This window comes from Rhodococcus sp. NPDC057529 (genome assembly GCF_042802055.1).
Lineage (GTDB): Bacteria > Actinomycetota > Actinomycetes > Mycobacteriales > Mycobacteriaceae > Rhodococcus_F.
The window spans coordinates 466,361-479,743 of record NZ_JBHVEY010000001.1 but is presented as its reverse complement, the minus strand read 5'-3'; the positions used below and the strand labels follow the sequence as shown (position 1 = coordinate 479,743).

General features: G+C 66.4%; 13 protein-coding genes. 1 reads left to right on the top strand and 12 read right to left on the bottom strand.

Translation table 11 applies throughout. From position 1 onward, the window contains the following. Window positions 1–74: 74 nt before the first annotated feature. The 12 genes from ACFU5V_RS02275 to ACFU5V_RS02220 all read right to left on the bottom strand — a co-directional run bounded on the left by ACFU5V_RS02275 (window position 75) and on the right by ACFU5V_RS02220 (window position 11,944). Window positions 75–593 (bottom strand): h domain protein, encoded by a 519-nt coding sequence (locus ACFU5V_RS02275; RefSeq protein ID WP_378696501.1) that lies wholly within the window; start codon window positions 591–593, stop codon window positions 75–77. Next, on the bottom strand, window positions 590–1,336 hold the full coding sequence (locus tag ACFU5V_RS02270) for a hypothetical protein (protein ID WP_378696499.1): 747 nt from the start codon (window positions 1,334–1,336) through the stop codon (window positions 590–592). Before ACFU5V_RS02270 ends, ACFU5V_RS02275 begins: the two co-directional genes overlap by 4 nt. Beyond that, a complete protein-coding gene (locus ACFU5V_RS02265) occupies window positions 1,333–2,742 on the bottom strand; it encodes an MCE family protein (protein ID WP_378696497.1) in 1,410 nt (469 codons plus the stop codon). The genes ACFU5V_RS02270 and ACFU5V_RS02265 overlap by 4 nt, the downstream gene beginning before the upstream one ends. Next, a complete protein-coding gene (locus ACFU5V_RS02260) occupies window positions 2,739–3,968 on the bottom strand; it encodes an MCE family protein (protein ID WP_378430081.1) in 1,230 nt (409 codons plus the stop codon). The genes ACFU5V_RS02265 and ACFU5V_RS02260 overlap by 4 nt, the downstream gene beginning before the upstream one ends. Continuing rightward, window positions 3,965–5,257: an MCE family protein gene (locus ACFU5V_RS02255; RefSeq protein ID WP_378696494.1), complete on the bottom strand. Its 1,293-nt coding sequence runs from the start codon at window positions 5,255–5,257 to the stop codon at window positions 3,965–3,967. Before ACFU5V_RS02255 ends, ACFU5V_RS02260 begins: the two co-directional genes overlap by 4 nt. Next, on the bottom strand, window positions 5,254–6,309 hold the full coding sequence (locus ACFU5V_RS02250) for an MCE family protein (RefSeq protein ID WP_378696492.1): 1,056 nt from the start codon (window positions 6,307–6,309) through the stop codon (window positions 5,254–5,256). The genes ACFU5V_RS02255 and ACFU5V_RS02250 overlap by 4 nt, the downstream gene beginning before the upstream one ends. A 2-nt stretch (window positions 6,310–6,311) precedes the next feature. Next, a complete protein-coding gene (locus tag ACFU5V_RS02245; RefSeq protein ID WP_378696490.1) occupies window positions 6,312–7,334 on the bottom strand; it encodes an MCE family protein in 1,023 nt (340 codons plus the stop codon). Continuing rightward, window positions 7,331–8,506 (bottom strand): MCE family protein, encoded by a 1,176-nt coding sequence (locus ACFU5V_RS02240; RefSeq protein ID WP_378696488.1) that lies wholly within the window; start codon window positions 8,504–8,506, stop codon window positions 7,331–7,333. Before ACFU5V_RS02240 ends, ACFU5V_RS02245 begins: the two co-directional genes overlap by 4 nt. A 12-nt stretch (window positions 8,507–8,518) precedes the next feature. Beyond that, window positions 8,519–9,370 carry an ABC transporter permease gene (locus tag ACFU5V_RS02235; protein ID WP_087561127.1) on the bottom strand — a complete coding sequence of 284 codons (852 nt, stop codon included), beginning with the start codon at window positions 9,368–9,370 and terminating at the stop codon, window positions 8,519–8,521. 20 nt (window positions 9,371–9,390) lie between these two features. Further along, window positions 9,391–10,155: an ABC transporter permease gene (locus ACFU5V_RS02230; protein ID WP_015888557.1), complete on the bottom strand. Its 765-nt coding sequence runs from the start codon at window positions 10,153–10,155 to the stop codon at window positions 9,391–9,393. Window positions 10,156–10,730: 575 nt separating this feature from the next. After that, window positions 10,731–11,648 carry a 3-oxoacyl-ACP reductase gene (locus tag ACFU5V_RS02225; protein WP_378696486.1) on the bottom strand — a complete coding sequence of 306 codons (918 nt, stop codon included), beginning with the start codon at window positions 11,646–11,648 and terminating at the stop codon, window positions 10,731–10,733. A 104-nt stretch (window positions 11,649–11,752) separates the two neighbouring features. Then, window positions 11,753–11,944, bottom strand: a complete 192-nt coding sequence (locus tag ACFU5V_RS02220; protein WP_072947890.1) for a ferredoxin — start codon at window positions 11,942–11,944, stop codon at window positions 11,753–11,755. A 247-nt stretch (window positions 11,945–12,191) separates the two neighbouring features. Here ACFU5V_RS02220 and ACFU5V_RS02215 point away from each other — a divergent pair, with 247 nt between their 5' ends. After that, entirely contained in the window at window positions 12,192–13,373 is a 1,182-nt protein-coding gene (locus tag ACFU5V_RS02215; RefSeq protein ID WP_378696484.1) for an acyl-CoA dehydrogenase family protein, read from the top strand. Window positions 13,374–13,383 lie beyond the last annotated feature (10 nt).

Here is a 13,383-nt window from a genome sequence, read left to right as displayed (position 1 = left end):
AGGGGTGGCTCCGCCCCGTGAGTACTTATCAACGTCGGGCGGTTAATAAGTACTCACGGGCGGCGCAGCCGCAACTACACCGGGGTCAGTTGATCGACCAGCCAGCGGTCGTCGACCTTCTGCAGCGACACCCGCACCCGGCTGCCCGACGTTCGGGCGTCGGGGGCGTCGGCGCTCGTCGTCGTCTGGTTCAGGTACAGCAGAACCACTGCCTCGTCGGGTGTCGTCGACACCGGCGCGGCGGCCTGCACCGACACCTGCACGGTGAGTTGCTTCTGCTTGGCGCCCGGTGCGATGGTCTCCTGCACGAGCGTGGTGTAGTCGTCACGGAACGAACCGGTGAGTCCGTCTGCGGCACCAGCCAACTGGTTGTCGACGTCGGCGAAGTCGTACGCCAGCATCGCGACGGCCTGCTTGCCCGCGGCGTCGACGGCGTCGATGCGCGCCTGCTCGGACAGTTGATCCTGCCGGTGTCCGTACCAGAGGAAGCCCACCCCGACGGCGAGCGCGACCACTACGACCGCGGCCGCGATCTTCAGCGCTACACCCTTGGTGAGTGCGAACTTTCGCTTGCCTTCGTTGTTGTCGCTCATGGCACGAACTCCACTTTCGATGCGGTCAACTTGCCGTCGACGTCGCTGATCGTCACCCGCATCCGGAAGTCGCGCGGGGAGGGTTCCGGCTGTTCCTTGCTGCTCACCATCGTCCGCGCGGCCACCAGGACGTTCGCCGAGATCGACGTCTCGGTCCCGTTCTCGACGCCGGCCTCGATGACCTCGCCCTCGGTGGTGACGTTCGCGTCCTGCACGACACCGACGAACGGATCCTCCCGGCCTTGGAACTCTTCGAGGAACTGGCCGGACGCGCCGGCGATGATCCGGTCGACGTCTTGCTTCGCGGTCTCGGGGTGGATGGTCGTCAGGTTGAGCACCGTCTGCCGGGCCGTGTCGACGAAGGCCTGACGGCGGTCGTCCCGTTCGCGCGCGGACCGTTGGTCGAGCAGCAGGACCACCGCCGCGACGGCCAGTGCGACGATCACCACCGCGGTAACGCCCCACGCGAGCAACGACTTCAGGGACCGGCCCTGCTTCGCTGTCTCGATCGGCGGCGCCTCGGACGCCGGTGGTGCAGTCGTCGTCGTGGAGACCTTCTCCGCCTCGGGCGCGGCCTGCGCGGCCGCCGGCTTGGCAAGGATCACCGGCTTCGGGGCCTCGGTCTCCCCCACCGGCGGGCCGGCATGTCGGACGGCCCGGCGTCTGGTCCGGTCCGTTGCCGCGGGTGCCTGCTGCGCTTGCTGCGCGGAGTCGCTCACACGCTCGTCTGTTCCGGAACTCAAATCTGCTGACCTGTCATCATCGTCTGCCACGTCGAGTCCTTTCCCTGCACCGCCAGATCCGGTTGGGTGTACGTCTTTCCATCCGAACCAATGAAGCTACCGGTGGCCGGGTCGTAGGGCACGGCCGCGACCGGTGCACCCGCGGAGCCTTCGTAGGAACTCGGAACGGCTGTGTACGAGGGTACATCCGGCGGCATGATCGGCCCGTACGGCGGGTTGTTACCCGACGCCTCCCAGCCCTCGCGGCACGCCTCGACCGTCGGTGCGCGGCGTCCGGGGAACTCCATGCACGGCAGGTTGCGTGCGCCGCGCACGACGGACGGGTCGTCCGGAGCGGCCTTGCAGTACAGATCGTTCGGTGTCGCGATCGGGTCGGTCTGATCTCCCGACCGGCGTTGCTCGGGGGGCAGGAATCCCGTCGTGCAGGCCGGGGGGTCGTGCAGTTGCAGGGCGAAGTCGACGATCGCGCCGTCCTCCACGGGCCCGCCGGTCGCCGCCGTCACGAGCGCCGCGGTCAGCGGCGGGTAGATGACCAGCACCTGCTCGATGCTCTTGTTGTAGATCACCCCGACCTGCCCGACGCTCACCAGATTCCGCAGCAGGATCGGCAGCGTCGGCTGCAGGTCCTGGAACAGCTGGGTGGCCTCCTGCGCCGCGCCGGGGCCCTTCTCCAGCACCGACCGCAGGCTCGGGTCGCTCGCCCGCAACTGGTCGGTGAACGTCACGAGGTCGCGGGTCCAGGAGCGGATGGCGTCGCTGCTGACGGTCTGGGTGTCGAGCAGCGGGCCGACCTGATCGATCAGGGCCTTCGTCGCGTCGCTGTTCGCGTCGGCCTCCTCGACGAACAGGCGGGCCGAGTCGATGAGCCGCTGCAGGTCCGGACCGGATCCGTTGAACGCCGTGAACGCCTCGTCGATCACCGTCTGCAGCCTGGTGTCCGAGATGCTGGCGAGCAGTTCGTCGGCCTGGTCGAGCATCTCGCCGACGTCCTGCGGAATGGTCGCCCGATCCTCCGGGATCACGTCGCCGTTCGCGAGGTACGGGCCGTCGGCTGTGCCTTCCCGCGGAATCAGGTCGACGTACTGCTCGCCGACCGCAGACACGCTCTTGACCGCCGCATCGACGTCGGCCGGGATCTTGTAGTCGCTGTCGAGCGACATCTTCGCCTCCACACCCTCACCGGTGAGCGTCACGTTCTCGACGACACCGATGTTGGTGCCGCGGTACGCGACATTGGCGTGGGAGTAGAGCCCGCCGGTGGACGGCAGTCGGACGCTCACCTCGTAGCGTCCGACGCCGAACAGCACCGGCACCTTGATGTACTGGATCGACATCACGACCAGCCCGATGACGGTGAGGATGGAGAAGATGATCAGCTGAATGCGAACGAATCTCGTCATTCTCATGGTGTCGGCGCTCCTCCCAGTTGCGGCGGAAGGCCCGGTATCTGCGGCAGTCCGGGTATCTGTGGGAGCCCGGGAATCACCGGCGGCGCGGGTGCCGGTTTCGGCGCCGGCTGCAGCGGCGCCTGCAGCGGATCGCCGGACTGTCCGGCCACCCCGGCGAGCGATCCCACGGCCCCCTCGACGCCGCCGAGTGATCCGCCGAGACCGGTTCCGGTGAGGAAGTTGCTGTCGACGCGTTCGTTGGTCATGTCGATCGTCATCATGAGGTTCGCGTAGTCGCCCTGAATCGCCTTGTCCATCGTCTTCATCGGGAAGGGGTACGTGAGCATCAGGGTCAGCACCTCGGTCAGCGCGCTCCCCGAGTTGGCGAGTTCACGCAGCACCGGGGTGAGGTTGCGCAGGTTCGCCTTCAGGTCCTCGCCGCTGCTCTCGACGAGACGGGAGGCGGTGTCGCTGAGCTTGCCCACCTCGACCAGGGCGGTGGTGAGATTCTGCCGTTGGGTGACGAGCACGTCCAGCGCGGGAGGGATGCCGTCCAGCGCCGCGTCCAGGGTGGCCTTCTGCTCGTTGACGGTGCCCGACAACCGGTCGAGCCCCTCCATCGCACCGATGATGTCGCCGCGCTGCTGATCGAGGCTCGTGACGAGCCGGTCGAGCTGCGGAAGGAGGTCCCGGATCGACTCCTCCCGTCCGCCCAGTGCAGCATTGAGTTCCTGGGTGATGTCGCGGATCTGGGCGATGCCGCCGCCGTTGAGCACCACCGACAGCGAAGACAGCGTCTGCTCGGTGGTGGGGTAGGCGCCCGCCCGCTCGATGGGGATCACGTCGCCGTTCTCGAGTTTCCCCTCGGGCTCGGCGTCGGTCGGTGGAGCCAGCTCGAGGTGCTGCGAGCCGAGAAGGCTGGTCTGGCCGATCTTGGCGGTCGCGTTGGCGGGCAGCTGGACGTCGCCGTTGATCGACACGGTGACCAGGGCGTGCCAGTCCTGCACCTCGATGCCCGTCACCGAACCCACCGTCACGTCGTTCACCCGGACGGGCGAATTCTGCGACAGCGTGGTCACATTGGGCATCTGGATCTCGACGGTGTAGGCGTCGTCGCCCTGCCCCTCGGTCCCCGGCAGGGGAAGTGAATTCAGCCCCTCCCACTCGCATCCGGTCAATGTCAGCGTCAGGGTGATCGCCACCGCGGCGATGCCGCTGCGACGCACCCGTGCGTGCTTCGTCATCGCCCACCTCCCGGCTGCAGCAGATCGTTCAGGTCCCGGGGCACGTCCACCGTCGGCATCCCGGCGAGGGTGCCGGTCACCGGGGGCGCGGACCGGGGCGGCACGGAGGCCTCGAGACTCGGCGGGCTGTACTCGATCTGGTCCGGGAACGCATTCACACCCGTGGTCGGGTTGACGAGGGCCGGCAGATAGTTCATCGTCAGCGAGTTCAGCACCGGCGACAGGTACTGGGTGCACAGGTCGGCGCTGCGGTTCGCCTCGTTGGCCTGCAGGCTCTGGATGGCGCCGCACATGAAGTTCACGGGGTTCCCGAGGTTCGCGAACGCGACCGCACCGACCAGTGATCCCTGCGCCGGCTTGTAGATGTTGCTGAAGTTCGCCAGCGCCGTGGGCGCCACGTGGAGCACCTGCTCGATCTGCGGCCTCTTGTCGGCGAGCACCTGGGTGGCGTCCGCCAGACGGCCGACCTGCTCACCGAGGGCGGCGCGGTTCTCCGCCACGAACCGGTTGACGTCGCCGAGCGCCAGGTCGAGGTCGTTCAGGGCGGTTCCGAGTTCGTCGGAGTTGGTGGCGAGCATGTTCGACACCGACGCGAGCCTGCCCTCGAACTGGACGATCTGCTCGTTGCTCGACGACAGCGCCGCCACGAACGTCTGCAGGTTGCGGATGGTCGCGAACAGGTCGGTGCGGCCGTCGGACAGGGTCCGCATGGTCTCCGACAGTTCCCGCAGCGTGTTGCGCAGCGACTCGCCGTTGCCGTCCAGGTTGTCGGCGGCGGTGTCGATGAACGTGCCGAGCGAGCCCTGCGGGTCGGCGCCCTGCGGTCCGAGCGCCTCCGACAGTTTGTTCAGCTCGGTCTTGATCTCGTCCCACTCCACCGGGACGGCGGTGCGCTCCACCGGGATGCTCGCGCCGTCGCCCATCGTCGGCCCACCCGCGTACACGGGTGTCAGCTGGACGAACCGTCCCGACACCAGGCTGGGTGCGACGATGACGGCCTTCGCGTCGGCCGGAATCTCGACGCTCTTGTTCACGTTCATCGTCACGCGCGCGAAGTCGGCGCCGGGCTCGATCGACTCGATCGTCCCCACCTTCACACCGAGGACGCGGACGTCGTCGCCCGTGTACAGCCCGGTGGTCGCCGGAAAGTACGCGGTGATCGTGTTCTGGAACAGTTTGGGCACGAACATCACTGCGGCGCCGACGATCAGCACGATCACGACCGCGGCGACGCCGACGCGGATCAGCCACTTCTTCCGCGTGTTGGTGATTTCCGGGTTCGTCGTCATCGCGGCGGTTCCCTCAGCTCGATGGACGGACCCGTCTGCAGGTAGGCCTGGAGGTCGTTGGGCAGGTGCTCCGGCCACGTCACGGCGTCGCTGAGCCCCTGGAACAGGTTGCCGATGCCGATGTTGTAGACGTACGCCATGAAGAAGGGGCCGCTCCCCACCGACTCGCCGAGCTGAGTGGCGTACGGCGCGAGGCCGTCGAGTGCCTGTGAGATGTTGTCCTTGTTGCGCTGCAGGACGTCGACCACCGAGTTCAGCTTGTCCAGCGTCGGTTTCATCTGCTCCTCGTTGTCCTGGACCAGCCCGGTGAGCTGCCGGGACACCTCGGAGATGTTCACGATCAGCTGGCTGATCGCCGCGCGGCGACGGTCGAGCTCACCGAACAGCTGATTTCCGTCGACGATCAGCGAGTTGATCTGCCCGCTGCGCTCGGCGAGGATCCCGGTCACGTTCTCGGCCCGCGAGAGCAGCTGCCGCAGGCTCTCGTCCCGCGAGTTGATGCTCTCCGACAACCGGGTCAGGCCGTCCAGTGCGGTGCGCAACTCGGGCGGTGTGTTCTCGAGGGCGCCGGACATCGCGTTCAACGCGTTGTTGACCGCGTCGGTGTCGAGTTCGGAGACGGTGGTCGACAGGTCGCCGAGTGCGTCGTTGAGCGAGTACGGAGAGTTGGTGCGCTCCAACGGAATCGTCGATCCCACCCGCATCGTGTCGTGCCCGAGCGGGGTGACGGCGAGCGACTTGCGCCCGAGAACGGTGTTGGTCTTGATGTTCGCCTCGGTCGCGTCGCCGAGGGCGATGCCGTCCTGGATGGTGAACGTGACGAGCACGTTCTGGTCGTCGAGTTCCACCTCGGCGACCTTCCCGACGTCGACACCGGCGAGGGTCACCGTGTCGCCGGTCATCAGCCCGCCCGCGTCCTCGAAGTAGGCGGAGTACTGCGTGCCACCCGAAAGGAATTGCAGCTGATCGTATTGCAGGGTCGCGATCACGATCATGCTCGCGACGGCGACACCGATGAGTCCCACCTGCACGGGATTGCGTTCACTCTTCATGGCTACGGTGCACACCTCCCTGCCGTCTGACCGCCCGGCATGTTGAGGAGCAGATCCGATCCGTCCGGGCCGGAGAACTTGAACTTGACCGTGCAGACGTACATCTGGAAGAAGCTGCCGTATGTGCCGATGCGGATGAGCCTGCGGTACGCGTCGGGCAGATTCTGCAGCACCCAGTCGAGGTCGTCCTCGCCCGCCTGGAGTTGCGTCGCGGTGCGGTTGGCCTCGGCGATCGTGCTCTGCAGCGGCGGCCGCGCACCTTCGAGCAGATCTGCGAGATCGCCCGTCGCCCCGGCGATGCGGGGAATGGCGTCACCGATCTGATCGCGGTCCTGGGAGAGCCCGCTCACCAACTGCTGCAACTGGTCGAGCGTCGACCGGAACTGGTCGCCGCGGTCGTTGATGGTCCCGAGCACCTGGTTGAGGTTCGTGATCACCTCGCCGATCAACTGGTCCCGGTCGGCGAGGGTGTTCGTGAACGAACTCGTGCTGCCCAGCAGCGAGACGAGCGTGCCGCCCTGCCCCTGGAACACCTGGACCAGCGCCTGCGACAGGTCGTTGACCTGCTGCGGGTCCAGCGCCCGGAGCAGTGGCTTGAACCCGCCCAGCAGCAGGTCGAGATCGAGTGCGGGAGAGGTGTTCTCGACGGGAATCGAGCCACCGTCCGGGAGCGGTTCCACCGATCCGGCGCCCTCGAGGAGTTCCATGTACCGGTCGCCGACGAGGTTCTCGTACCGCACCGTGGCCTTCGTCCCGTCGAACAGCGAGTACTTGGTGTCGACGGTGAAGTCGACGTCGGCGAGGTTGTCGTCGTCGATGCCTACCTTCTCGACGGCGCCGACGGGAACGCCGGCGATGCGGACCTTGTCGCCGGGCTTGAGCCCGGACACGTCGGTGAACGTGGCGTGGTAGCCGTCGGAGCTGCTGAAACGGTACTGACTGAACACCAGGGCGAGCCCGGCGAAGATCACCGACATCACCGTCGCGAAGATCAGCAGCTTGATCGTGGTCGCTCGCACCGTCACTGCCCACCCTGCTCGGGGTACACACCCGCGAACAACAGCTGGAACACCTTCGGCAGATGCACCTGGACTTCCGTCGACGGGACGAACGGCACCGTTCCGGTGTCGGCCACGACGAAGTTCGCGTGCTTGCTGAGATCGGGGTTGGGAAGGCCGTGGCAGTTCGGCCCACCTGTCGCGTTCACCTTCGGCAGGTCCTTCGGGTAGGTGTACGGCTCCTGCCCGTACATGAAACTGGCGCTCAGCGCGATACCCGGCTGATTGCCGCCGATGAGCTGTTCGGCGAGCGGGATCACGTTGTTCAGGCCGACGATGAAGCAGGAGATCTCGGGCGAGTACTCGGCCAGCAGATCCGTCGTCGGGAGCAGCAGGCCGAGAGCGGAGTCCAGGTTCTGCTCGTTCTCGGTCAGGACGGTGTTCGCCGTGTCGGCGAGCCCGGTGACGTTGAGCAGCACGGCATCCAGGTTGTCCTGTTCGTCGACGACGGTGCCGCTGGTGGCCGTCACGTTGTCGAGCACCCGCAGCAGGTCGGGCGCGGTGTCGGCATACACGTCGGTGACCTGTGCTGCCTTCGCCAGATCTTCCTGCAGCTGGGGCAGACTCGGATTCATCTTCGCCAGGTAGCTGTCGCTCTGCTCGAGCAGGGCGCCGAGTTCCTCCCCCCGCCCGTGCAGCGCCGAGGAGATGGCGCCGAGGGTGGCATTGAGCTTCTCCGGCTGCACCTGGGCCAGCACGTCGGACAGGTGCTGAAAGACCGTGTTGAACTCGACGGTGACGTTGTCGGACGCGATGACGTCGCCCGCCTGGAGGGGGGTGGACGACGGGTTGTCCGGCATCACGAAATTGACGTATTTGGCGCCGAACACGGTGGTGGACTTGATCTCCACGGTGGCGTTGGACGGGATCAGCGACATCATGTCGGGGTACATCGCCAGTTTCAGCTCGGCCCCGTCGGTCACGTGGTCGATGGAGGCGACGCGGCCGACCTGGACACCGAGGAGCTTGACCTTGGCGTCGGGTTCCATCACCAGTCCGGAGCGATCCGACGTCACGGTGACGGGCGTGGTCTCGTCGAACGTGCCGTTGAACATGGCCAGTGACACACCGATGATCGCGAGAAGACTCACCACGAGAACGAGCGCCGCGAGCTTCTTCTTCCCACTCGAATCAGTCATCTACCGGCACTCCTATCCCGAAAGGTTGAAGTTGCCGGACCCGCCGTAGATGGCGAGCGAGATGAGCAGGGTAACGGTGACGACGGCGATCAGCGAGGACCGCACCGCGTTGCCGACGGCCACACCGACGCCGACCGGACCACCCGAGGCGTTGAAACCGTAGTAGGTGTGGATGAGCATGATCGCGATCGCCATGACGATGGCCTGGGCGAACGACCACAGGATGTCCGTGGGTATCAGGAACGTCGAGAAGTAGTGGTCGTACACGCCGGACGACTGGTCGTACAGCACGACGGTCGCGAACCGGCTCGCCATGAAGGACGCGATCACCGCCAGGGCGTACAGCGGGATGATCGCGATCATGCCCGCCATCACGCGGGTGCTGACCAGGTACGGGATCGACGGGATCGCCATCGTCTCGAGCGCGTCGATCTCCTCCGAGACGCGCATCGCACCGAGTTGGGCGGTGGAGCCGGCGCCGATGGTGGCCGCCAGTCCGATGCCGGCGATGACCGGCGCCGCGATGCGCACGTTGATGAACGCCGCGAAGAAGCCGGTGAGGGCCTCGACGCCGATGTTGCCGAGCGAGCTGTACCCCTGCACCGCGATGGTGCCGCCGGTGAACAGCGTCAGGAAGCCGACGATGACGACCGTTCCACCGATCACTGCGAGCGCACCGGTGCCCATGCTGATCTCGGCGATCAGCCGCAGCGTCTCCTTCGGGTAGTGCATCAGGGCGCGGGGCGCCGAACCGATGGCACGCGCGAAGAACAGTGCCTGCTCACCAAGCCGGTCGATCGAACGGGATGCCGACGCGAACCGTCTGCGAGTTCGGGGAAAGCGCCCGGCCGCCGCTAGTGCCATCTACTCCACCACCAAGTCGATCACCCTGCCGTCAGTTTGATGCCGACGGCGGTGACGAGAACGTTGACCACGAACAGGGCCATGAACGAGAACACGACGGTCTGGTTGACGGCGTCGCCGACGCTCTTCGCGCCACCCTTGACGTTCAGGCCCAGGTAGGCGGCGACGAGGCCGGCGATCATGCCGAACAGACCGGCTTTGACTTCCGAGATCACGAGCTCCCCGAACCCGGTGAGCAGCGTGATGCCGTTGACGAACGCACCCGGATTGACGTCCTGGATGTAGACCGAGAAGACGAAGCCGCCGAGGATGCCGATGGTGCAGACCAGCCCGTTGAGCAGGAGCGCCACGACCGTCGAGGCCAGCACTCGCGGCACGACCAGGCGATGGATCGGATTGATGCCCAGCACCCGCATCGCGTCGATCTCTTCGCGGATGGTGCGGGCGGAGAGGTCTGCGCAGATGGCGGTGGCACCCGCACCCGCCACGATGAGCACGGTGACGATGGGGCCGACCTGGGTGACGGTGCCGAGAGCGGCGCCCGCGCCGCTGAGGTCTGCCGCGCCGATCTCGCGTAGGAGGATGTTGATCGTGAAGCTCACCAGCACCGTGAACGGAATGGCCACCAGCACGGTGGGCACCATCGAGACCCGGGCGACGAACCACGCCTGGTCGACGAACTCACGACGCTGGAAGGGCCTCGAAAAGACTGCCCTCAACGTTTCGCCCGACATCGTGAAGAACCCGCCGACCGCACGCAACGGCACCTCGAGGAGGTCCACCATCCGTCCTCCTCGTCCATGATCTCGCCCAGCACCGACTGTCAGTTCGAGCCCAGCCCCCCATCGGTCTGTGACTCAGGTCATATTAACTAGAACGTGTTCACCTGTCAAAGGTGGTCGCTCATCAGCAAGAATCGTCCCACATTCAGCACGCCCCAAGGGTCGGATTCGACCGAAAATCCGGGCGTGTCGCAGCCCGGTCGCGCCGGGCGGTTCGCGCGGCGAAGAACACGGATCTCGAGCGTTAAAATGTTATAGCACAGGAACTTTAGATGAATGTCATCACGCAAGATCGAGCGCGGAAGTCGCGTCTGCGTCCGATTCCGGCAGCCCCCCACGACCGCTGGGCGCCGCCGCTGCGGGAGTGTCGCAGGCAAGGGTGATCGAACCGGTCGACGGCGGAAAACTAGAACACGATCTAGTCAAATCCGGCACGCGTTCCACAACCCCTCCACCGTCACCCGGCCCCGCTCCGCAGCTGTTCAGTTGCCTTCAGTATCGCCCATCGCGGACGCATTACCTGCGGAAACGATACGCAAACACGCATCGTGTCGATTCTTCGCCCCGCAGGACGCAGATCAGCCCAGTTCGCGCAGCGCCGCGGAGGCCGAGAACATCGCGGCGGGATCCCGGTCCCCGAAGTACGTCCCGAGTTCCTCCGCGAGCGCATCGGGTGTCCACCTGCCGTCCACGGCGTCGAAGCGCCGCTCCACGACCGGCGCCGCCATCAACGCCACCATCGGGCCGTAGACGACGAAGACCTGGCCGTTCACGGAGTCGGCGGCGGGAGATGCGAGGTAGGCGACCAGCGCGGCCACATGCTCGGGCGACAACGGATCGACTCCCTCGGCGGGCGCCTCCCCGAAGACGTTCTCGGTCATCGACGTGCGAGCCCGAGGGCAGATCGCGTTGGCCCGGACGCCGTACCGAGAGAGCCCACGGGCCGCCGACAGCGTGAGCGCTGTGATGCCCGCCTTGGCGGCTCCGTAGTTCGCCTGCCCCTCGGGTCCGAGCAGACCCGCCTCGGACGACGTGTTGACGATGCGCCCGTACACCGGCGCACCGGCCTCCTTCGACTTCGCGCGCCAGTACGACGCGGCCGAACGGCACAGCAGGAAGTGCCCGCGCAGATGCACTTTCAGCACCAGGTCCCAGTCCTCGTCGGACATGTTGAACAGCATGCGATCCCGGGTGATGCCCGCATTGTTCACCAGGATGTCGAGGCTGCCGAGCCGGCTCTGCGCCGCCTCCATGATCGCGTCGGCGGTCGACCGCTCCCCGATGTCCCCTGCCACGAACTCGACCTTCGCGCCCAGGCCCCGGATTTCCTCCAGAGTTTCCTCGACGGCCTCGTTCGCGGCCAGGTCGTTGACGACGACGGACGCACCCGCGCGGGCCAGTGCGATCGCCTCGAACTTTCCGAGCCCGGATCCGGCACCGGTCACGACGGCGACCTTGCCGTCCACGTTCACTTCGCGGTCAGCCACAGCATTCATGAACACGCTCTCCTGGTTCTGTGCGCTCGCCGCAGATCGTGAACCACGGCGCGGCGGTAGATCGACGTCACTGTAGAACGTGTTCTCATTCCGGGCAACAATCCTCAGGGATGCTCGGTGAGCGCAGCCCTCGGGCACTGGGCGATCGCCGTGCGCACGTCTTCCTCCCGGTCAGCGGGAGGAACGGCACTCGTGATGTGCAGCTGATCGTCGTCGTCGAGCTCGAAGATGTCGGGTGCGATCCCCACGCACACACCATTGGCCTCGCAACGGTCGAAATCGACTCTGACCTCCATGGCAACCCTCACTTCTCCTCGTCTCGTCACTCGCGGATCCGGGTGCGGCCGGGCTGTGGCGCACGCCGTTCCTGCGATAACACTAGAACCTGTTCCAGTCGTGTGCAATGATTCGTTCCACGACTGCGGGCACGCCCACCGGGCACGCTCCGGGGCCGGCCCGAGCCGACTCCGCCGATGCACCGCAGAGACTGGAACCTGTGCCAGATTTCAGCTGATTTCGCTCTCGGACCGGAGAGGTATTTCGATGCACATCACGTACACACCGCAGCAGCAACAGCTGCGGGAAGAGCTGCGCGCGTACTTCGCGAAGCTGATGACGCCGGAGCGTCGAGAGGCACTGGCCGCCACCACCGGCGAATACGGCGAAGGCAACGTCTACCGTGACGTCGTCGCCCAGATGGGCAGGGACGGCTGGCTGACACTCGGGTGGCCGAAGGAGTACGGCGGCCAGGAACGATCCGCCATGGAGCAGCTGATCTTCACCGACGAGGCGGCCATCGCGGGCGCGCCCGTCCCCTTCCTCACCATCAACTCGGTGGCGCCGACGATCATGCATTTCGGCACCCCCGAGCAGAAATCGTTCTTCCTTCCCAGGATCTCGGCCGGCGAACTGCACTTCTCCATCGGTTACTCCGAGCCCGAAGCGGGCACCGACCTCGCCAGCCTCCGCACCACCGCGGTCAAGGACGGCGACGACTACGTCATCAACGGCCAGAAGATGTGGACGAGCCTGATCGCGTACGCCGACTACGTGTGGCTGGCGTGCCGCACCGACCCCGACGCGAAGAAGCACAAGGGCATCAGCATGCTGATCGTCCCGACCACCGCCGAAGGCTTCTCGTACACCCCCGTCCACACGATGGCGGGACCGGACACCAGCGCCACCTACTACCAGGACGTCCGGGTTCCGTCGTCCGCGCTCGTCGGCCCCGAACACGGCGGCTGGGCGCTGATCACCAACCAGCTCAACCACGAACGCGTCGCGCTCACGTCCGCCGGGCCGGTCCTCACCGCCCAGCGGGAGGTGCGCGAATGGGCGCAGAACACCAAGCTGCCGGACGGTCGCCGCGTCATCGACCAGGAGTGGGTGCAGATCAATCTCGCACGCGTCCACGCGAAGGCCGAGTACCTGAAACTCATGAACTGGGAGATCGCTTCCTCCACCGATCAGGCTCCCGGCCCCGAGGCGGCGTCGGCGAACAAGGTGTACGGCACGGAGTTCGCCACCGAGGCGTACCGGCTGCTGATGGAGATCCTCGGACCGTCGGCCACGCTGCGGCAGAACTCCCCCGGCGTCCTGCTGCGCGGGCGGCTCGAGCGGATGCACCGGTCGTCGCTGATCCTCACGTTCGGCGGCGGAACCAACGAGGTGCAACGCGACATCATCGCCATGACCGCCCTCGGCCTGCCCCCCGCCAAGCGTTAGGACTATCACC

What these genes read in the sequence shown, in the direction of transcription:
- ACFU5V_RS02275 (WP_378696501.1), bottom strand. Translation starts at nt 593, where the DNA reads ATGAGCGACAACAACGAAGGCAAGCGAAAGTTCGCACTCACCAAGGGT.
- ACFU5V_RS02265 (WP_378696497.1), bottom strand. Translation starts at nt 2,742, where the DNA reads ATGAGAATGACGAGATTCGTTCGCATTCAGCTGATCATCTTCTCCATC.
- ACFU5V_RS02260 (WP_378430081.1), bottom strand. Translation starts at nt 3,968, where the DNA reads ATGACGAAGCACGCACGGGTGCGTCGCAGCGGCATCGCCGCGGTGGCG.
- ACFU5V_RS02255 (WP_378696494.1), bottom strand. Translation starts at nt 5,257, where the DNA reads ATGACGACGAACCCGGAAATCACCAACACGCGGAAGAAGTGGCTGATC.
- ACFU5V_RS02250 (WP_378696492.1), bottom strand. Translation starts at nt 6,309, where the DNA reads ATGAAGAGTGAACGCAATCCCGTGCAGGTGGGACTCATCGGTGTCGCC.
- ACFU5V_RS02240 (WP_378696488.1), bottom strand. Translation starts at nt 8,506, where the DNA reads ATGACTGATTCGAGTGGGAAGAAGAAGCTCGCGGCGCTCGTTCTCGTG.
- ACFU5V_RS02235 (WP_087561127.1), bottom strand. Translation starts at nt 9,370, where the DNA reads ATGGCACTAGCGGCGGCCGGGCGCTTTCCCCGAACTCGCAGACGGTTC.
- ACFU5V_RS02230 (WP_015888557.1), bottom strand. Translation starts at nt 10,155, where the DNA reads ATGGTGGACCTCCTCGAGGTGCCGTTGCGTGCGGTCGGCGGGTTCTTC.
- ACFU5V_RS02225 (WP_378696486.1), bottom strand. Translation starts at nt 11,648, where the DNA reads ATGAATGCTGTGGCTGACCGCGAAGTGAACGTGGACGGCAAGGTCGCC.
- ACFU5V_RS02220 (WP_072947890.1), bottom strand. Translation starts at nt 11,944, where the DNA reads ATGGAGGTCAGAGTCGATTTCGACCGTTGCGAGGCCAATGGTGTGTGC.
- ACFU5V_RS02215 (WP_378696484.1), top strand. Translation starts at nt 12,192, where the DNA reads ATGCACATCACGTACACACCGCAGCAGCAACAGCTGCGGGAAGAGCTG.